This window comes from Geodermatophilus sp. SYSU D01176, from assembly GCF_054050015.1.
This window is the reverse complement of record NZ_JBJGYN010000003.1, coordinates 56,151-74,421: the sequence shown is the minus strand read 5'-3', so window position 1 is coordinate 74,421 and position 18,271 is coordinate 56,151. Positions and strand designations below refer to the sequence as shown.

Below are 18,271 nucleotides of genomic sequence, written 5' to 3'. Positions count from 1 at the left end.
CAGCGCGGCGGCGACGACCTGGTCCTTGTGCCGCACGGTGCCGTCGAAGGTGGCGCCGTGCACGGACGCGAGCGGGGTACACGCTGGCGTCGAGCAGCGCGCCGGCGGAGTGGTGCGCGCGGTAGGCGGCGACCGCGCGCGGGACGTCGTCCGGCGGCACGCCGAGGACCAGGGCGAACCCGTCCTGCAGCGGCGGGCCGACCATCCCGCGCAGCTGCTGCGGGATCGGCTCCGGCAGGCCGAGTGCGGCAGCCGCGGCGCGGACCGAGACCCGGATGCCGGGCGTGGAGTCGACGAGCGTGCCGTCGAGGTCGAACAGCACCAGGCGGCGCGCCAGCCCCTGGTGCGGACCAGGGTCAGCTGATTCGATCTTCCGACTCCTCCCCAGCCGTCGTCCGCCCCGGAGGGCCCCATGACCCGCGACACCACCGTGGCAGCCCCGACCTCGACGACCCGGCCGGTGCAGGCCGCCGCAGTGCTGTCACTGCTGGTGCTCTCCTGGCAGTTCCTCTCCGCCGGCCGGATCATGGCCGGTGAGGACGCGGTCGGCAGCCACGGGGCCGGGGCGATCGCCCTGCACGTGACCACCGGCCTGCTGCTGCTGGCCACCGCACTGCACGGGCAGCGCACGCGGATCTGGTGGCCGGCCGCACTGGCCGCGGGGGTCTTCGTGCTCACCTTCGTCCAGGCCTGGCTGGGCAGCCACGGCGGGATCGCGGTGCACATCCCGCTCGCCATGGTGCTCACCGTCGGGATCGTGTGGCTGACGGTCTGGGCGTTCCGGTCCCCCACCGCTCCCTGAGGACCCAGGCCACCGCCTCCTCGACGGTCGCGGCCACCGGCACGCCCGCCGGCAGCGACGGCCGGCGGACCAGCACCACCGGGACGCCGAGCTCGCGCGCCGCGGTGAGCTTGGCCGCGGTCATCGGCCCGCCGCTGTCCTTGGTGACGAGGACGTCGACGCGGTGCGCGGTCATCAGCGCCCGTTCCTGCGCCACGCTGAACGGGCCGCGGGCCAGCACCACCGTGGCGTGGGCCGGCAGCGGCGGCTCGGGCGGGTCCACCGAGCGGACGACGCAGGGCGCGGTCAGGCCGGCGAAGGCCGCGAGCCCCTGCCGGCCGGTGGTCAGCAGCACCGAGCGGTAGCCGGTCACCGCCGAGGCCGCCTGCTCGAGGGAGTCCACCCACCGCCAGTCGTCGCCGGGCCGCGCCGTCCAGCCGGGCCGCTGCAGCCGCAGCAGCGGGGTGCCGGTGGCGGCGGCCGCCGCGACGGCGTGCGCGGTCATGGTGGCGGCGAACGGGTGGGTGGCGTCGACCAGCGCGGCCACGCCGTCCAGCGCCGCGGCCAGCCCCCCGACGCCGCCGAACCCGCCGATCCGCACCCCGCCGGGCGGGAGCACGGGGTCGGCGACCCGACCGGCCAGCGAGCTCTGCACGTCGACGCCCTCGGCCACCAACCGCTCCGCGAGCCGCCGCCCCTCCGCCGTCCCGCCCAGGACCAGCACCCGGCCGGTCATGCGCGTCCCCCGTGCATGCTGACCCCGTGAGCAGGGACGGCGGCACCGGGCTGCGCTACGGCTGGACGACCGGCGCCTGCGCGACGGCCGCGACCACCGCCGCCTACACCGCGCTGCTCACCGGCGAGTTCCCCGACCCGGTGCGCATCGACCTCCCGAACGACAAGCACCCGGCCTTCGCGCTGGCCCGCGAGCTGCTCGCCGACGGCGCCGCCACCGCCGGCGTGGTCAAGGACGCCGGCGACGACCCCGACGTCACGCACGGCGCCCTCGTCTCGGTCACCGTCACCCCCGGCGAGCCCGGCAGGGGGGTCGTCTTCCGCGCCGGCGAGGGCGTCGGCACGGTGACCAAGCCCGGGCTGCCGCTGCCGGTCGGTGAGCCGGCGATCAACCCGATGCCGCGGCAGTTCATCCGGGAGCACGTCGCCGCGGTCGCCGCGCGGCACGGCGGCACCGGCGACGTCGTGGTCGAGGTGTCGGTCGAGAACGGCGCGGAGCTGGCCCGCAGGACGTGGAACCCGCGGCTGGGCATCCTCGGCGGGCTGTCGATCCTCGGGACGACGGGCGTCGTCGTCCCCTACTCGTGCTCGTCGTGGATCGACTCGATCCGCCGCGGCATCGACGTCGCCCGGGCCGCCGGTCACCAGCACGTGGCCGGGTGCACCGGCTCGACCAGCGAGCGGGTGGTCACCGAGCTCCACGGGCTGCCCGAGGACGCGCTCCTGGACATGGGCGACTTCGCCGGCGCGGTGCTGAAGTACCTGCGCCGCCACCCGGTGCCGCGGCTGACCATCGCCGGCGGGATCGGCAAGCTCGCCAAGCTCGCCGACGGCCACCTGGACCTGCACTCGGGCCGCTCGCAGGTGTCGACGGAGTCGCTGGCGGCGATGGTCCGGGACGCCGGCGGGGCGCCGGAGCTGGTCGAGGGCGTGCGCGGCGCCAACACCGCGCTCGACGCGCTGCAGCAGTGCCAGGCGGCCGGGCTGCCGCTGGGCGACCTGGTGGCCGCCGGTGCCCGGGAGACCGCGCTCGGCGTGCTGCGCGGCGCGCCGGTTGCGGTCGACGTCGTGGTGATCGACCGCGCCGGGACCGTGGTGGGGCGGGCCTAAGCGCGGCATCTCGTCGACGAGTAGAGGTGGCTGTCAGGGAACTCCGCCGCCGCGAGCACCGGCCCGACGACCACGACCGCCGTCCGCTTCACGCCGGCCGCCTCGACCTGGCCGGCGATGTCGGCGAGCGTGCCGCGCAGCACCAGCTCGTCGTCCCGGCTGGCGCGCGCGACGACGGCGACCGGGCCGTCGTCCCCGTAGTGCGCGGCCAGCTCGGGGGCGAGCTCGGCGATCCGCTGGACGGCGAGGTGCAGCACGAGCGTCGCGCCGGTCGCGGCGTAGGCGGCGAGCTCCTCGCCGGGCGGCATCGGGGTGGAGCGGGCGCTGGTCCGGGTGAGGACGACGGTCTGCCCCACCCCGGGCACGGTCAGCTCCCGCTTGAGCGCCGCGGCCGCCGCGGCGAACGCCGGGACGCCGGGCACGACCTCGTAGGGCACCCCGGCCGCGTCCAGCCGACGCATCTGCTCGGCCATCGCGCTCCAGATGGATGGGTCGCCCGAGTGCAGCCGGGCGACGTCGAGGCCGGCCTCGTACGCCGCGACCAGCTCGGCGGTGATCTGGTCGAGGTCGAGGTCCGCGGTGTCGACGAGCCGGGCTCCCGGCGGCGCGGTGTCCAGCAGCTCGCGGGGCACCAGCGCACCGGCGTAGAGGCAGACGGGGGCCGAGGCGATGAGCCGCGCCGCCCGCAGCGTGACCAGGTCGGCCGCGCCCGGCCCCGCCCCGATGAAGTGGACCGTCATGCGGCGCCTCCGGCGGTTTCCGCGGAGATCGCCGGCTTCGCGGCGCTCCAGATCGTCACGGGCATCGCCGGCTTCCAGCCGGTGTAGCGGCCGACGGGCGCCGCGTGCGCGACGGCCAGCCGGGTCAGCGCCCCGCCGACCCGGGCCCGCCACGCGGCCAGCACCGCCTCGCCCTCCACCGTCACGGCGTTGGCGACCAGCCGGCCGCCCGGCGCCAGAGCCTCCCAGCAGGTCTCCAGCAGCCCCTCGCTGGTCAGCCCGCCGCCGACGAACACCGCGTCCGGCGCGGGCAGCCCGTCGAGAGCGTCGGGCGCCCGGCCCTCCACCACCTGCAGCCCGGGGACGCCGAGCCGCGCGGCGTTCTCCCGGATCCGGCGGGCGCGCGCGGCGTCGGACTCCACCCCGACCGCCCGGCAGGAGGGGTGCACCCGCATCCACTCGATGCCGATGGAGCCCGCGCCGGCGCCGACGTCCCACAGCAGTTGCCCGGGCAGCGGGGCCAGCCGGGCGAGGGTCACCGCCCGCACGTCGCGCTTGGTGAGCTGCCCGTCGTGCGCGTAGGCGTCGTCGGGCAGGCCGGGCACGGTCGGCAACGGCACGGTGCCGGGGTCGGCGACCACCTCGACCGCGGTGACCACGAGCGGGTCGGTCCCGGCGTGCGGCCACCCCGCGGCGGTGCCGGTGAACCACCGCTCGGCCGGCCCACCCAGCTGGGCCAGTGCGACCAGCCGGCTGCCGCCGTGGCCGGACCGGGTCAGCAGCGCGGCCACCTCGGCGGGCGTGCCGCCGTCGGAACCGAGCACCAGCAGCCGGCGGCCGGGGGTCGCGTGCGGCGCGACCAGCTCGACCGGCCGGCCGACCACCGACACCACCTCGGTCTCCTCCACGGCCCAGCCCAGCCGGGCGCAGGCCAGCGTCACCGACGACGGGTGCGGGACCACCTCGACCGCCCCCGCCCCGTGCAGCCGGACCAGCGAGGTGCCGACGCCGGAGAGCATCGGGTCGCCGCTGGCCAGCACGACCACGCGGCGCCCCGCGGAGTCGGCCACGACCGAGGCCAGCGCGGGCGCCATGGGCGAGGGCCAGGGCACCCGATCGGCGGGGACGTCCTCCGGCACGAGCGCCAGCTGGCGGGCGCTGCCGCGCAGCACGTCGGCGTCCGCGACCGCGCGGCGGGCCCGCGGGGACAGCCCGTCCCAGCCGTCCGCGCCGATGCCGACGACCACGATCGGCGTGCTCACGCGCTGCCCCGGGGCGCGACTCCGCGCTCGCTGCGCTCCTCGCTCGCAGGGCTCGCTGCGATGCTCACTCGCCGTCGTCACGCCGGCAGGTCCCCCGCCGGACCGGCGGCCTCGGCGAGCAACCGCTCCCGCAGGTCCTCCGGCAGCCGGTCGACGTAGACGGTCCCGTCGAGGTGGTCGACCTCGTGCTGCAGGCAGCGGGCGGCCATCCCGGTCGCCTCGATCGACACCGGTCCGCCGGTCACGTCGACGCCGTCCACCCGGGCCCGGAAGGCGCGCGGCAGCTCGGCGTAGGGGCCGGGCACCGACAGGCAGCCCTCCTCGGTGACCTCGTCGGCCGGCTCCCCCTCGTGCGGCTCCAGGACCGTCAGCTCGGGGTTCACCACGTACCCGACGACGTCCTCGCCGTCGGCGTCGGGGCAGTCGATGACGAAGACCCGCGCGTCGACGCCGATCTGGTTGGCCGCGAGACCCACGCCGTCGGCCGCCTCCATGCTGGCGAACATGTCGAGGACCAGCCGGCGGAGGTCCCGGCCGTACTCGGTCACCGGCGCGCACGGTCGGTGCAGCACCGGGTTGCTGCCGTAGGTGACGATCGGCCGGGCGACGCCGCTGTAACGGCCGGGCAGGCGCATGACCGTCGATCCTAGGGACGGCGCCGGTTGGCACGATCCCCTCGTGCACCTCCCCACCCGCGTGCTGCCCCCGCGTGACCTCCCGACCGCCGCGGGGCTGGCCCTCGGCGCGGCCGCCGACCTGCTGCTGGCCGATCCGCGCCGGTGGCACCCGGTCGCCGGGTTCGGCCGGGCGGCCGCGGCCCTGGAAAGCCGGACCTGGCGCGACTCGCGGACCGCCGGCGTCGTGCACGCGGGGCTGCTCACCGGCGCGGCCACCGGCCTGGGCGTCGTCCTCGACCGGGCCACCCGCGGCCGGCCGGCCGCCCGCACCCTGGTCACCGCTGCGGCCACCTGGGCCGTGCTCGGCGGGACCTCGCTGGGCCGCGCGGGGGCGGCGATGGCGCGGACCCTCGCCGCGGGGGACCTGCCGGCCGCCCGTGCCCTGCTGCCCACCCTGGCCGGCCGCGACCCCGCCGGGCTGGGCGGCGGCGAGCTCGCCCGCGCCACCGTCGAGTCGGTCGCGGAGAACACCTCCGACGCCGCAGTGGCGCCCCTGGTCTGGGGCGCGGTCGCCGGCCTGCCCGGGCTGCTCGGGTACCGCGCGGTCAACACCCTCGACGCGATGGTGGGGCACCGCTCCCCGCGCTACGCCCGGTTCGGCTGGGCCGCCGCCCGCACCGACGACCTCGCCAACTGGCTGCCCGCCCGGCTCACCGCGGCGCTCACCGTGGCCACCGCGCCGCTGACCGGGGGCTCGGGACGCGGCGCGTGGGCGGTGTGGCGGCGCGACGGCGCGGCGCACCCCTCGCCCAACGCCGGCCGGTGCGAAGCGGCCCTGGCCGGGGCCCTGGACCTGCGGCTGGGCGGCCGGAACGTCTACGGCAGCCGGGTCGAGGACCGGCCGGCGCTGGGCCGCGGGCGGGCGCCGTCGGCCGGCGACGTCCCCCGGGCCGTGCGGCTCTCCCGCGCCGTGTGGACGGCGGCCGCCGCGCTGGCCGCCGTGTCCCGGGCGCTGCCCCGCCCCTGACCGAGCGACAGCAACCGACCGCACTCTGCAACCGACTCCGTACGACGCACGGGGACACGCGGGGCACACCATCGGATCGCGCGCGCCGTCCGCGCGTGTCGCCGCGGGACGCCGTACGGTCCGGTACACGGAGCGAGCCGGTGTCCCCGGGTCACTGGCACACCGCGCAGGTCGAGCCCACGGCCGGCGGCGCCCCGGCGGGGCCCGGCCCCGATGGCACCCGTGGAGTCGACATGACCGCCACCCCTTCCCTGGCCCGCAGCGCCACCCACCCCCGTCCCCCGCAGCCGACGCGTACCGCGCTCTCCCCGAGGCGTCTGGCCGGCCGGTACCGCTACGACAGGTGTGCCGGGACGTGGAGCTGGTCCCCGGAGATGGCCGCGCTGCTCAACCTCGCCCGCGGCGGTGCGCACCCGTGCACCGAGCTGCTCGTCCGCTCACTGCACCCGGGCGACCGGCCACGGACCCTCGAGGCCATCGCCCGGGCCTGCACCGCCGGCGAACCGTTCGCCCTGCGGGTGCGGCTGGGCAGCCGCGGCGGGCTGGAACGCCCGGCCGTCCTCATCGGCGAACCGGTCGTCGACCCGGCCGGGGCGGTGGACGCCCTCGAGGGCGTGCTCGTCGAGGTGCCCCCGGAGCCCCGCCCGGCCCCGCCCCGGCCCGGCGCCGCCGAGGGCGAGGACGACCGGGTGCACGCCCTGGAGACCGAGGTGGCCCAGCTGCGCACCGCGATGAGCAGCCGGGCGGCGATCGAGCAGGCCAAGGGCATCCTCATGCTGCTGACCAGCTGCGGGGAGCAGGTGGCCTTCGACCTCCTGGCGCACATCTCCAGCAACTCGCACCGCAAGGTGCGCGACGTCGCCGTGGCCATCGTCGAGTCGGCCGCCGGGCACGCCGGCCTGCCGGAGGACATCCAGGCGCTCATCCGGGACGTCTGCCCGCCCCGCCCGCACCACTGAGACCCGCCGGGTGGCCCCGGGAGCCCGCCGCTCCCGGGGCGCACGGGATGATGCCGCTGACGCCGGTGCTCGCCGGCGGTCCCCGACCCGAGAGGGGAACGCGGCGTGCTCTACCTGGTCGTCCGGTTCCTGCTGCGCCCGTTGTTCCACGTCGCGCTGCGGATGCACGTGACCGGGCGGGAGAACGTGCCGGCCACCGGCCCGGTGATCCTGGCCAGCAACCACCTGTCCTTCATCGACAGCATGGTCATCCCGCTGTCGGCCCCCCGGCGGGTGCACTACCTGGCCAAGGCGGAGTACTTCACCGGCACGGGCGTCGGCGGCTGGCTGACGCGGACGTTGTTCACCGCGCTCGGGGCCATGCCGGTGGAGCGGCAGACGCACCGGGCCGCGCAGGAGGCGCTGGACACCGCGCTGGCCGTGCTGCGCCGCGGTGAGGGGTTCGGCATCTACCCGGAGGGCACCCGCTCGCGCGACGGCCGGCTGGCCCGCGGCAAGACCGGGGTCGCCTGGCTGGCGCTCACCGCCGACTGCCCCGTCGTCCCCGTGGCCGTGCACGGCACCGACCGGGTGCAGCCGGTCGACTCGCGCTGGCCGCGGCCGCACAAGGTGTCGGTCACCTTCGGGGAGCCGCTGACCTTCCCCGAGCAGCGGGGCCTGGCCGGCAACGGCCGCGCCCGCCGGGTGGTGACCGACCGGATCATGGAGGCGATCGCCGAGCTCTCCGGTCAGGAGAAGGCCGGCTGGGGGCAGCCGGCGGCATGAGCGGGGCCATTCCCCGGCGCACGGCCTCCGGCGGCGCCCTGCTCGTCGCCGGGACGACGTCGGACGCCGGCAAGTCGGTGGTGACCGCCGGCATCTGCCGCTGGCTGGTGCGCCAGGGGGTCTCGGTGGCCCCGTTCAAGGCGCAGAACATGAGCAACAACTCGATGGTCACCGCGGACGGCGCGGAGATCGGCCGGGCGCAGGTGATGCAGGCCGCCGCCGCCCGCGTGCAGCCGGAGGCGGCGATGAACCCCGTGCTGCTCAAGCCGGGGGGCGAGGACTCCAGCCAGGTCGTCGTCCTCGGCCGGGCGGTCGCGGACGTGACCGCGCTGTCCTACCGGCCGATGAAGGCCGCGCTGCTGGAGCAGGTGCTCAGCTGCCTGGAGGACCTGCGGTCCCGGTTCGACGTCGTCGTCTGCGAGGGCGCGGGCTCCCCCACCGAGATCAACCTGCGCGCCGACGACATCGCCAACATGGGGCTGGCCACGGCCGCGGGGCTGCCGGTGGTCGTCGTCGGCGACATCGACCGGGGCGGGGTCTTCCCGGCGCTGTACGGCACGGTCGCGCTCATGCCGCCCGCCGACCAGCGGCTGGTCGCCGGCTTCCTGGTGAACAAGTTCCGCGGCGACGTCCGGCTGCTGCGCCCCGGGCTGGACCGGCTCGCCGCGCTCACCGGCCGCCCGACCCTCGGCGTGCTGCCGTGGCTGCCCGGCGCCGCGGTCGACGTCGAGGACTCCCTCGGCGTGCCCACCGGCGTCTCCTCGGCCGGCCCGCCGCACGGCGAGGAGGTGCTGCGGGTCGCCGTCGCCCGGCTGCCGCGGCTGTCCAACTTCACCGACCTCGACGCGCTGGCCGCCGAGCCCGGCGTGCTGGTGCGCTACGCGACCACGCCGGCGGAGCTGGCCGACGCCGACCTCGTCGTGCTGCCCGGCACCCGCGCCACGGTCGCCGACCTCGGCTGGCTGCGCGCCACCGGCCTGGCCGACGCCGTCGCCCGGCACGCCGCCGCGGGCCGGCCGGTGCTCGGCGTCTGCGGCGGCCACCAGATGCTGGCCCGGACCATCACCGACGACGTCGAGGCGCGGGCCGGCACGGTGCCCGGGCTCGGGCTGCTGCCGACCGACGTCCGGTTCGCGCCGGAGAAGACGCTCGGCCGGCCGGAGGGCACGGCGTTCGGGCAGCCGGTGCGCGGCTACGAGATCCACCACGGCGTCGTAACGGTGGACGGCGACGCCGAACCGTTCCTCGACGGCGCCCGCGCCGGGTCGGTCTGGGGCACCACGTGGCACGGGGCCCTGGAGGGCGACGGCTTCCGGCGGGCGTTCCTCGCCGAGGTCGCCCGGGTCGCGGGACGGCGGTTCGTGCCCGCGCCGGACACCGACTTCGCCGCGGTCCGGGAACGGCGGCTGGACGCCCTCGGCGACCTGGTGGCCGACCACGCCGACACCGGCGCGCTGTGGCGGCTGGTCGAGGACGGCGCCCCCGACGGCCTGCCCGTGCTGCCGCCGGGGGACGCGCTCAGCCCCCGGTGAGCGCCGCCCGCACGTCGTCCGGCCAGGGGGTGGCCACGCCGTCCGAGACGCAGACGTAGGTGTTGCGGACGACGCAGCAGACCCGCTCCCCCACCCGGACGGTGTACCGCACGGTCGCGCTGGTGCGGCCGACCTGCTCGGTCTCGGCGTCCACGGTGACGGTGTCGCCCCAGCGGGCCGACGACGTCCACTCCAGCGAGCTGGCCTTGACCAGCGGGTCGATGCCGCGGGCGACCAGGTCCTCCCAGGGCAGGCCGTGCGCGGCCCACCAGTGGTTGGAGGTCTCGTCGGCCCAGGTCAGGTAGTGGGCGTTGAAGACCACGCCCTGCTGGTCGCACTCGGCGTACCGGACCGGGGAGCTCCACCGTGCAGTCACGGCCGGTCACCGTAGCCGGGCTACGGTGCCCCCATGACCGCCGCCGCCGACCCCACCGGGGCCGCCGTCCTCGCGAGCTACCGGGAGCCGTCGCAGCTGGTGCGGGACAAGGTCGTGGACACCCTCGACCGGCACTGCCGCGCCTTCATCGCGCTCTCGCCGTTCGCCACGCTGGCCACCGCCGGTCCCGACGGCTGGCCCGACGTCTCCCCTCGGGGCGGCGACGCGGGGTTCGCCCGGGTCCTCGACGAGCGGACGCTCGCCCTCCCGGACCGGCAGGGCAACAACCGGGTGGACAGCCTGCGCAACACCGTCGGCAACCCCCGCGCCGCCCTGCTGTTCTTCGTCCCCGGTTTCGAGGAGACCCTCAAGGTCTTCGGGACGACGACCCTCGTGGGCCCGGACGAGCTCGGCCTGGACCTGACCGAGTTCGGCCGCCCGCCCCGCTCGGTGCTGGTGCTGACCGTCGAGCGGGCCTACTTCCAGTGCGGCAAGGCCGTCATGCGCTCGGGGCTGTGGGACGCCGACCGGCAGGTCGAGCGCTCGTCCTTCCCGTCGCTGGGCGAGGTGCTGCGCGACCACTGCCGGCTGAGCACGCCGCTGCCCGGGGCAGGAGGAGATGCGGGCCGAGCTGGCCCAGGAGCTCTGAGAGGACCCCCGCGCGAGGTCGGGGCGTGCCCTGGAGGAGGCCTCAGCCGACGCGCAGGTCCCGGGCGAGTCTCCGGTAGGCGACGGTGCGTTCGGCGACGGCCCGACGGCGGCCCTGCCGGCTGCGCCGGCCGGTTCCCAGGTAGCGTGCGTCCTCCACGAGCTGGAAGGCGGCGAGCACGCTCGCCTTCACCTCGCGCCCCCGCGGCGAAGCAGGGGGAGGCGGCTCAGCCGAGGTCATGACGACCCCCCTCTCCCGGGGACGGCTGCGCCCGGGCCCCGTGCGGACGATGGTGCCCCGTCCTCGGCAGGATGAACCGTTCTCGTGACGAATTGGTGCCTGTGTGTCACACGTGACGGGTGTGCTGTGCGCCATGCCCGCCACGGCAGCCCCGTACCGTGCCCGGCATGGCCCGCCTCTCCCTGTCCCGCGTGCTCAGGTCGCTGGTGCGGACGGCGATGGAGCCGGCCGGCCCGCCCCCTGCGGCACCGCGCCGCGACACGCCGGGCGGCCGCGTCCGGGACCTCTCCGGCGGCCTGGCCGGCGTCGACCTCGTCCACCGCCCGGAGGACGACGGCGAGCCCGACCCGGGCGAGGTCGTGTGGGCCTGGGTGCCCTACGAGGAGGGCGACGGCCGCGGCAAGGACCGCCCGGTCCTCGTCGTGGGGCGCCGGGGCGCCGACCTGGTCGGCCTGATGCTCTCCAGCCAGGACCACGACCGGGACGCCGCCGACGAGGCCCGGCACGGCCGCCGGTGGATGGACGTCGGCCGCGGCGGGTGGGACCCGCGCGGGCGGCCCAGCGAGGTGCGGCTGGACCGCCTGCTGCTGCTCCCGCCCGGTTCGGCCCGCCGGGAGGGCGCGGCGCTGGACCGGGCGGTGTTCGACGACGTGGTGACCGCGCTGCGGGCCCGGCACCGCGGCTGATCTCCTGCGCCGGCCTCCTGCAGGGCCCCGTCGCGAGCCCGCGAGCGGTGGACGGCAGGGGGATCCTTCAGTCGGCGACGGACTGGTCGCGGACGGCCTGCCGCGGCCGCAGGTGGTAGACCCCGGCCTGAGGGCCCAGCGGGGTCAGGTCGTAGCGGTGCACGACCTTCGGGCCGCCGTGCAGGTGCACGTGCGTGATGGTCGGCAGGGGCTCCCCGTGCCGCGCCTCGCGGATCTCCACCCGCCCGTCGAGCGGGCCACCGACGAACAGCAGCACCGCGTCCTGCGTGCCGGCGTCCGCGCCGGTCCGGTCCTCGGACAGCTCCCTCACCTCCTCCGACACCCGGTCGAGAGTAGGCGCGCGCTGCCGCTCCGGCACGGGGTCAGCGGGGTCCGTCGCCCTCGGAGCGGCGCAGCCAGCGCGCCAGCAGCGGCGCCGAGAGCAGCATCACGAACAGCCGCAGCACCTGGACGGCGAGCACGAAGGTCGCGTCGGCGCCGCTGTCCTGCGCGGTGGCCAGCACCGCGTAGAGCCCGCCGGGGGTGGTGGCGAGGTAGGCGTCCAGCGCGCTGGCCCCGGTCGTGCCGGCGAGCGCCGCGCCGAGGCCGGCGCAGGCGGCGATCAGCCCGAGGACGACGACCAGCGCCAGCGGCAGCGCGCGCCCGATCGTGCGCAGGCTGTCCCGGGTGAAGTTGAGGCCCACCATCAGCCCGATCGCGAGGAAGGCCGCCGTCTCCAGGGGGACGGGGACGTCCGCGCCGCCCGCCAGCCCGCCGAGATCCAGTCCGGCCGCGACCAGCATCGGCCCCAGCAGGGTGGGCACGGGGATCCGCAGCAGCCGGGCCAGCGGCGTCCCCGCCAGCAGGCAGACCCCGACGAACAGCAGCCCGGCCGGCCAGCCGGGTCCGTCGGCGTCCACCGTCGTCCCCCCGGCCCCGGGGTCGGCGCCGAACAGGACCACCGCCGACACCGGCATGAGGACGACGATGAGCAGCACCCGCAGGTACTGCAGGACCGCCACCATCCGGTCGTCGGCCCCCAGCTCCCGGGACATCGCCGTGATGCCCGAGGCGCCGCCGGCGACCATCGCGAACGCGCCGGTCACCGGGCTGACGCCGGGCTGCAGGCGCATGAGCAGCCCGGCCAGGACGCTCAGCAGCAGGGTGCCGAGGGTGACCAGCAGGACCGGCAGCCAGTCGCGGCCGATCGCCTCGAGGGTGTCCAGGTCGACCAGCGCACCGATCGAGACGCCGATCAGCCCCTGGGCCGCCGTCGTCGCCGGCCGCGGGACGGCGAGCCGACGGCGGCCGACCAGGCCCCGCGCCAGCCCGGCCAGCAGCCCGCCGAACAGCGACGGCGAGGGCAGGTCGAGGACGTCGAGGGCGAGGGTGACGGCGAGGCCGGCGGCGACCACGACCGCCAGGTCGAGCGCCCGCGCCCCCCGCCCCGACTCCGCCACGGCCCCCACTCTCCCGGTAGCGGGCGGTCCGCGCGCCGCCTGCCTGGTGTGGGCCCGGCCGCAGCCGCTGGTCCACCCCGTCGAGGCCGGGGTTTCCTCACCTGGGCGGTCGTGGTCTGATGGCGCGGCCACAGCGACGGCAGTGGAGGAAGCCCGGTGCGACTCCGGCGCGGTCCCGCCACTGTGACCCGGCAGCCGCCGGGGAGTCAGGAACTCCCGTCGTCGCCTCCTGCCACCTCCGGGCGTGGACACCCGGGGAGAGGACACGTGCCCCCGCATGACGTACCCCTTCGGCGCCGTCGTCGGCATGGACGACATGCGGCTCGCCCTGCTGCTCAACGCCGTCTCCCCCGCCGTCGGCGGCGTGCTCGTCCGCGGCGAGAAGGGGACGGCGAAGTCGACGACGGTGCGCGCGCTGTCCGCCGTCCTGCCCCCGGTGGACGTCGTCGCCGGCTGCCGCTTCGCCTGCGACCCTGCCGCCCCGGACCCCGCCTGCCCGGACGGCCCGCACGACCCCGGCGCGCCGGGGCACACCCGCCCCGCGCGGCTGGTCGAGCTCCCGGTGGGCGCCTCGGAGGACCGCGTCGTCGGCTCGCTGGACCTCGAGCGGGCGCTCACCGAGGGCGTGAAGGCCTTCGAGCCCGGGCTGCTGGCCGCCGCGCACCGCGGGGTCCTCTACGTCGACGAGGTCAACCTGCTGCACGACCACCTGGTCGACCTGCTCCTGGACGCCGCCGCCCTGGGCACCGCCTACGTCGAGCGCGAGGGCGTCTCGGTGCGCCACGCAGCCCGGTTCCTGCTGGTCGGGACGATGAACCCCGAAGAGGGCGAGCTGCGCCCCCAGCTGCTCGACCGGTTCGGGCTGACCGTGGAGGTCGCCGCACCCCGCGACCCGGCCGAGCGCGCCGAGGTCGTGCGCCGCCGGTTCGCGTACGACGCCGACCCGACGGGGTTCGCCGCGGCCTGGGCGGCCGAGGAGTCCGCGCTGGCGGAGCGCATCGCCGACGCCCGCGCGCGGCTGCCGCACGTCGTCCTCTCCGACGCCGCGCTGCGCCAGGTGACCGCCGTGTGCGCGGCCTTCGACGTCGACGGGCTGCGGGCCGACCTGGTCACCGCCCGCGCCGCGATCGCGCACGCCGCCTGGTGCGGCCGCGTCGAGGTCACCGAGGACGACGTCCGGGTGGCCGCCCGGCTGGCCCTCCCCCACCGGCGGCGGCGCAACCCCTTCGACGCCCCCGGCCTGGACGAGGAGACCCTCGAGCAGGCGCTGGACGACGCCCGCCCCGACGAGGACCCGCCCGAGGGCGACGGCCCGGATGACGGCGGCCCCGACGACGGCGGTGCCCCGCGTCCTCCCGGTGGCGGCAGCCCGGCACCCGAGGACAGCCATCCGCGCGCGGAAGGCACCTCCGCGAGCACGGACGACAGCCATTCGCGCGCGAAAGGCACCCCGGAGACGCCGCGGGGGGACGGCGGCAGCGCGCCCGACCGCGCCGCCGTCGCGCCCGCCGACCCCTTCCGCACCCGTCGGCTGGAGGTGCCCGGCATCGGGGCCGGCGTGGCCGGCCAGCGCTCGCGGGCGCGCGGCGACCGCGGCCGCGTGGTGGGCGCGACCCGCCCGACCGGCTCGGTGACGCGGGTCCACCTCACCGGCACCGTGCTCGCCGCCGCACCGCACCAGGTGGCCCGCGGCCGCACCGGCCCCGGCCTGCGGATCGCCCGCGAGGACCTCCGCCAGGCCGTGCTGGAAGGCCGCGAGGGCAACCTCGTGCTGTTCGTCGTCGACGCCAGCGGCTCGATGGGCTCCCGGTCGCGGATGGCCGCGGTCAAGGGCGCCGTCCTGTCCCTGCTGCTCGACGCGTACCAGCGGCGGGACAAGGTCGGCCTGGTGACCTTCCGCGGCGCCGAGGCCGAGCTGGCGCTGCCGCCGACCTGGTCGGTCGAGGCCGCCGCTGCCCGGCTCACCGAGCTGCCGACCGGCGGGCGCACCCCGCTGGCCGCCGGGCTGCTCCGCGCGCACGAGACGCTGCGGGTGGAGCGGGTCCGCGATCCGCAGCGCCGCCCGCTGCTCGTCGTCGTCACCGACGGGCGGGCCACCGGTGCGCGCGGCGGGGACCACGTGGAGCAGGCGCACCGGGCGGCGGCGCTGCTGGCCGCCGGCGGGACGGCCGCGGTCGTCGTCGACTGCGAGTCCGGGCCGGTCCGGTTGGGCCTGGCCGGCGCGCTCGGGACGGCGCTCGGCGCTGAGACGCTGCGGCTGGAGGGGCTGGCCGCCGAGTCGCTGGCGCAGACCGTGCGCAGCGTGCGGGAGGCGGCCTGATGCCACAGGGACAGGTCCCGGTCGTCCCGCAGGACGGGCTGACGACCCGGCAGCGGCGCAACCGGCCGCTGCTCGCCGTCCACACCGGCGAGATGAAGGGCAAGTCCACCGCCGCGTACGGCATGGCGATGCGGGCGTGGAACCAGGGCTGGTCGATCGCGGTCTACCAGTTCGTCAAGAGCGCGAAGTGGAAGGTCGGCGAGGAGACCGCGCTGACCGCGCTGGGCCGGGTGCACGCCGAGACGGGCGAGGGCGGGCCGGTGGTCTGGCACAAGATGGGCTCGGGCTGGAGCTGGTCGCGCCGGCAGGGGACCGAGGTCGACCACGCCGCCGACGCCGCCGAGGGCTGGGCCCAGATCAAGCGCGACCTGGCCGCCGAGGCGCACCGGTTCTACGTGCTCGACGAGTTCACCTACCCGCTGAAGTGGGGCTGGGTCGACGTCGACGACGTGGTGCGGACGCTGACGGACCGCCCCGGCGCGCAGCACGTGGTGATCACCGGCCGCGACGCCCCGCCGGCGCTGGTCGAGGCCGCGGACCTGGTCGTCGAGATGACCAAGGTCAAGCACCCGATGGACACCGGTCAGAAGGGCCAGCGGGGGATCGAGTGGTGACCGGCGGAGGTGCCTTCCGCGCGCGAAAGGCACCCGGGGACGTCCCGCGCGTGGTGGTCGCGGCGCCGTCGAGCAACGCGGGCAAGACGTCGGTCGCCACCGGGCTGGTCGCCGCGCTCACCGCCCGCGGGCTGGCCGTCTCCCCGCACAAGGTCGGCCCCGACTACATCGACCCGGGCTACACCGGCCTGGCCGCCGGGCGGCCCGGGCGCAACCTCGACCCGGTGCTGGTCGGTGAGGAGCGCGTCGTCCCGCTGTTCCTGCACGGGGCCCGCGGTGCGGACGTCGCCGTCGTCGAGGGCGTGATGGGCCTGTTCGACGGCGCGACGCGGCCGGGGCTCGAACCCGGGTTCGCCTCCACCGCGCACGTGGCCCGGCTGCTGCGCGCGCCGGTGGTCCTGGTCGTGGACGCCTCGGCGCAGGCCCAGAGCGTGGCCGCGCTGGTGCACGGGTTCGCCACCTACGACCCGACGGTGCGGCTCGGCGGCGTGGTGCTCAACCGGGTCGGCAGCGACCGGCACGAGGAGATCCTCCGCGACGCGCTGGGGGGCTCCGGCGTGCCGGTGCTGGGGGCGGTCCGGCGTCTGGCCGAGCTGGGCACGCCGTCCCGCCACCTGGGGCTGGTGCCCGCCGCCGAGCGGTCGGCCGAGGCGCTGGCCACCGTCGGGCGGCTCGGCGAGGTGGTGGCCGGCGCGGTCGACCTGGACGCGGTCCTGCGGCTGGCCCGCACCGCCCCCGCCCTCGACGCCGTTCCGTGGGACCCCGCCGCCGAGGTCTCCCGGGCGCACGGCCGGCCGCGGATCGCCGTCGCCGGGGGCCCGGCCTTCACCTTCGGCTACGCGGAGGACACCGAGCTGCTCGAGGCCGCCGGCGCCGAGGTGGTGACCATCGACCCGCTGCGCGACGAGGCGCTCCCCGCGGGCACCGCGGGCCTGGTGGTCGGGGGCGGGTTCCCCGAGGTGCACGCCGCCGCCCTCTCGGCCAACGAGACGCTGCGCGCGGACGTCGCCGCGCTCACCGCCCGGGGTGGTCCGGTCGCCGCCGAGTGCGCCGGACTGCTCTACCTGGCCCGGAGCCTGGACGGCGTCCCGATGTGCGGCGTGCTGCCCACCGACGCGGTCATGTCGCCGCGGCTCACCCTGGGCTACCGCGAGGCCGTCGCACTCAGCGACTCGGTGCTCGCCCCGGCCGGCACGCGGGTGCGCGGCCACGAGTTCCACCGCACGGTCGCCACCCCCGCCGCGGGGGACGCACCGGCCTGGCGGTGGGCCGGCGGTGGGCCGGAGGGCTTCGTGAGCGGCGGCGTGCACGCCTCCTACCTGCACCTGCACTGGGCCGGCTCCCCGGCCCTGGCCGAGCGGTTCGTGTCCGCCTGCGCGGCGGCGGCTCTCCCGGAAGGGGCACGGCATGCACATCGCTGAGGGGTTCCTGCCGGCGACGCACGCGGTCGGCTGGACGCTGGCCGCCGCACCCTTCGTCGTCCACGGGGCGCGGCAGGTGGTCACCGAGGTGCGCGAGCGCCCGGAGAACACGCTGCTGCTCGGCGCGGCCGGCGCGTTCACCTTCGTGCTCAGCGCGGTCAAGCTGCCCTCGTTCACCGGCAGCTCCAGCCACCCCACCGGCACCGGGGCCGGCGCCGTGCTGTTCCGGCCGCCGGTGATGGCCCTGCTCGGGACGATCGTGCTGCTGTTCCAGGCGCTGCTGCTGGCGCACGGCGGGCTCACGACGCTGGGCGCCAACGCCTTCGCCATGGCGGTGGTCGGGCCGTGGGCCGGCTACGGCGCCTACCGGCTCACCCGGCGTCTCGGCGGCGGGCTGCTGCCCGGGGTGTTCGCGGCGATGGCGGTCGCGGACCTCGCCACCTACGTCACGACGGCGGGGCAGCTGGCCCTCGCCCTGCCCGACGCCGAGAGCGGGGTCGCCGGTGCGCTGGCGAAGTTCCTGTCGGTCTTCGCGCTCACCCAGGTGCCGCTGGCGATCGGCGAGGGCCTGCTCGGCGTCCTGCTGTTCCGGGTGCTCACCGCGAACGCCCGGCCGGAACTCGAACGCCTCGGCTTGCTGCGCCCGGAGCCGGCCCGGTGACCCGCTCCCGGCTGGTCACCGCGCTGCTCGTCCTGGGGATCGTCGCGCTCGTCGCGCTGCCGCTCGCGCTCGACGGCGGGACGTCGGAGTTCGCCGGTTCGGACGCGCAGGCCACCGAGCTGCTCGAGGCGGAGGGCCGCGAGCCGTGGTTCGAGTCGGTGTTCACCCCCTCGTCCGCGTCCGTGGAGTCGGGGCTGTTCGCGCTGCAGGCGGCGCTCGGCGGCGGCGTGCTCGGCTACGTGCTGGGCCGGCTGCGCGGCCGCCGGCTGGCCGAGCGGTCCCGGGAGGACGGCCGCCCGTGACCGAGCTCGCGAGGTCACGCAGGGGCACAGCACCG

20 protein-coding genes, 1 pseudogene and 1 riboswitch are annotated in these 18,271 nt (G+C 77.2%); of the genes and pseudogenes, 13 read left to right on the top strand and 8 right to left on the bottom strand.

The features are described from left to right. Positions 1-172: 172 nt before the first annotated feature. Positions 173-322, bottom strand: a pseudogene (locus tag ACI78Z_RS03110) (HAD hydrolase-like protein); the annotation flags it as partial. 90 nt (positions 323-412) lie between these two features. Between ACI78Z_RS03110 and ACI78Z_RS03105 the strand changes: the two are divergent. After that, positions 413-802: a hypothetical protein gene (locus ACI78Z_RS03105; RefSeq protein WP_457035054.1), complete on the top strand. Its 390-nt coding sequence runs from the start codon at positions 413-415 to the stop codon at positions 800-802. Here ACI78Z_RS03105 and ACI78Z_RS03100 read toward each other — a convergent pair. Then, positions 744-1,517 carry a cobalt-precorrin-6A reductase gene (locus ACI78Z_RS03100; RefSeq protein WP_457035053.1) on the bottom strand — a complete coding sequence of 258 codons (774 nt, stop codon included), beginning with the start codon at positions 1,515-1,517 and terminating at the stop codon, positions 744-746. The genes ACI78Z_RS03105 and ACI78Z_RS03100 overlap by 59 nt on opposite strands. A 26-nt stretch (positions 1,518-1,543) precedes the next feature. On the opposite strand from ACI78Z_RS03100, the gene ACI78Z_RS03095 reads away from it, so the two are divergent. Further along, positions 1,544-2,626 (top strand): cobalt-precorrin-5B (C(1))-methyltransferase, encoded by a 1,083-nt coding sequence (locus ACI78Z_RS03095; protein ID WP_457035052.1) that lies wholly within the window; start codon positions 1,544-1,546, stop codon positions 2,624-2,626. Here ACI78Z_RS03095 and cobM read toward each other — a convergent pair. The 3 genes from cobM to def form a co-directional block, all read right to left on the bottom strand. Then, positions 2,623-3,366 carry a precorrin-4 C(11)-methyltransferase gene (gene cobM, locus ACI78Z_RS03090; RefSeq protein ID WP_457035051.1) on the bottom strand — a complete coding sequence of 248 codons (744 nt, stop codon included), beginning with the start codon at positions 3,364-3,366 and terminating at the stop codon, positions 2,623-2,625. The genes ACI78Z_RS03095 and cobM overlap by 4 nt on opposite strands. Continuing rightward, positions 3,363-4,607, bottom strand: coding sequence for a precorrin-6y C5,15-methyltransferase (decarboxylating) subunit CbiE (gene cbiE, locus ACI78Z_RS03085; RefSeq protein WP_457035050.1), 1,245 nt, complete (start codon positions 4,605-4,607; stop codon positions 3,363-3,365). The genes cobM and cbiE overlap by 4 nt, the downstream gene beginning before the upstream one ends. A gap of 77 nt (positions 4,608-4,684) precedes the next feature. Beyond that, the gene (gene def, locus ACI78Z_RS03080) at positions 4,685-5,242 is read right to left on the bottom strand and encodes a peptide deformylase (RefSeq protein ID WP_457035049.1); all 558 of its coding nucleotides are present in this window, start codon (positions 5,240-5,242) and stop codon (positions 4,685-4,687) included. 43 nt (positions 5,243-5,285) lie between these two features. Between def and ACI78Z_RS03075 the strand changes: the two genes are divergently transcribed. The 4 genes from ACI78Z_RS03075 (at position 5,286) to ACI78Z_RS03060 (ending at position 9,507) form a co-directional block, all read left to right on the top strand. Further along, a complete protein-coding gene (locus tag ACI78Z_RS03075) occupies positions 5,286-6,251 on the top strand; it encodes a cobalamin biosynthesis protein (RefSeq protein WP_457035048.1) in 966 nt (321 codons plus the stop codon). 233 nt (positions 6,252-6,484) lie between these two features. Further along, positions 6,485-7,210 (top strand): ANTAR domain-containing protein, encoded by a 726-nt coding sequence (locus ACI78Z_RS03070; protein WP_457035047.1) that lies wholly within the window; start codon positions 6,485-6,487, stop codon positions 7,208-7,210. 105 nt (positions 7,211-7,315) lie between these two features. Beyond that, on the top strand, positions 7,316-7,975 hold the full coding sequence (locus tag ACI78Z_RS03065) for a lysophospholipid acyltransferase family protein (protein ID WP_457035046.1): 660 nt from the start codon (positions 7,316-7,318) through the stop codon (positions 7,973-7,975). Continuing rightward, positions 7,972-9,507 carry a cobyric acid synthase gene (locus ACI78Z_RS03060; RefSeq protein ID WP_457035045.1) on the top strand — a complete coding sequence of 512 codons (1,536 nt, stop codon included), beginning with the start codon at positions 7,972-7,974 and terminating at the stop codon, positions 9,505-9,507. Before ACI78Z_RS03065 ends, ACI78Z_RS03060 begins: the two co-directional genes overlap by 4 nt. Here ACI78Z_RS03060 and ACI78Z_RS03055 read toward each other — a convergent pair. Then, entirely contained in the window at positions 9,494-9,883 is a 390-nt protein-coding gene (locus ACI78Z_RS03055; RefSeq protein WP_457035044.1) for an acyl-CoA thioesterase, read from the bottom strand. The two genes, ACI78Z_RS03060 and ACI78Z_RS03055, sit on opposite strands and share 14 nt — an antisense overlap. A gap of 33 nt (positions 9,884-9,916) precedes the next feature. On the opposite strand from ACI78Z_RS03055, the gene ACI78Z_RS03050 reads away from it, so the two are divergent. Then, positions 9,917-10,774, top strand: a complete 858-nt coding sequence (locus ACI78Z_RS03050) for an MSMEG_1061 family FMN-dependent PPOX-type flavoprotein (protein ID WP_457035043.1) — start codon at positions 9,917-9,919, stop codon at positions 10,772-10,774. A 165-nt stretch (positions 10,775-10,939) separates the two neighbouring features. Beyond that, positions 10,940-11,458, top strand: coding sequence for a type II toxin-antitoxin system PemK/MazF family toxin (locus ACI78Z_RS03045; RefSeq protein WP_457035042.1), 519 nt, complete (start codon positions 10,940-10,942; stop codon positions 11,456-11,458). Between the two features lie 67 nt (positions 11,459-11,525). Here the strand turns inward: ACI78Z_RS03045 and ACI78Z_RS03040 are convergent, their stop codons facing one another. Together ACI78Z_RS03040 and ACI78Z_RS03035 are read right to left on the bottom strand one after the other, a co-directional pair. Next, entirely contained in the window at positions 11,526-11,789 is a 264-nt protein-coding gene (locus ACI78Z_RS03040; RefSeq protein ID WP_457035041.1) for a hypothetical protein, read from the bottom strand. A gap of 52 nt (positions 11,790-11,841) precedes the next feature. Beyond that, entirely contained in the window at positions 11,842-12,918 is a 1,077-nt protein-coding gene (locus tag ACI78Z_RS03035; RefSeq protein WP_457035040.1) for an AbrB family transcriptional regulator, read from the bottom strand. A gap of 145 nt (positions 12,919-13,063) precedes the next feature. After that, positions 13,064-13,134: riboswitch (cobalamin riboswitch) on the top strand. Positions 13,135-13,195: 61 nt separating this feature from the next. Between ACI78Z_RS03035 and ACI78Z_RS03030 the strand changes: the two genes are divergently transcribed. The 5 genes from ACI78Z_RS03030 to ACI78Z_RS03010 are packed head-to-tail and all read left to right on the top strand — an operon-like array spanning position 13,196 to position 18,236. Further along, positions 13,196-15,238, top strand: coding sequence for a putative cobaltochelatase (locus ACI78Z_RS03030; RefSeq protein ID WP_457035039.1), 2,043 nt, complete (start codon positions 13,196-13,198; stop codon positions 15,236-15,238). Next, positions 15,238-15,852 (top strand): cob(I)yrinic acid a,c-diamide adenosyltransferase, encoded by a 615-nt coding sequence (gene cobO / locus ACI78Z_RS03025; protein WP_457035038.1) that lies wholly within the window; start codon positions 15,238-15,240, stop codon positions 15,850-15,852. The genes ACI78Z_RS03030 and cobO overlap by 1 nt, the downstream gene beginning before the upstream one ends. Then, the gene (locus tag ACI78Z_RS03020; RefSeq protein ID WP_457035037.1) at positions 15,849-17,273 is read left to right on the top strand and encodes a cobyrinate a,c-diamide synthase; all 1,425 of its coding nucleotides are present in this window, start codon (positions 15,849-15,851) and stop codon (positions 17,271-17,273) included. The genes cobO and ACI78Z_RS03020 overlap by 4 nt, the downstream gene beginning before the upstream one ends. Then, positions 17,260-17,934 (top strand): energy-coupling factor ABC transporter permease, encoded by a 675-nt coding sequence (locus tag ACI78Z_RS03015; protein ID WP_457035036.1) that lies wholly within the window; start codon positions 17,260-17,262, stop codon positions 17,932-17,934. Before ACI78Z_RS03020 ends, ACI78Z_RS03015 begins: the two co-directional genes overlap by 14 nt. Next, positions 17,931-18,236: an energy-coupling factor ABC transporter substrate-binding protein gene (locus ACI78Z_RS03010; RefSeq protein WP_457035035.1), complete on the top strand. Its 306-nt coding sequence runs from the start codon at positions 17,931-17,933 to the stop codon at positions 18,234-18,236. The genes ACI78Z_RS03015 and ACI78Z_RS03010 overlap by 4 nt, the downstream gene beginning before the upstream one ends. Positions 18,237-18,271 lie beyond the last annotated feature (35 nt).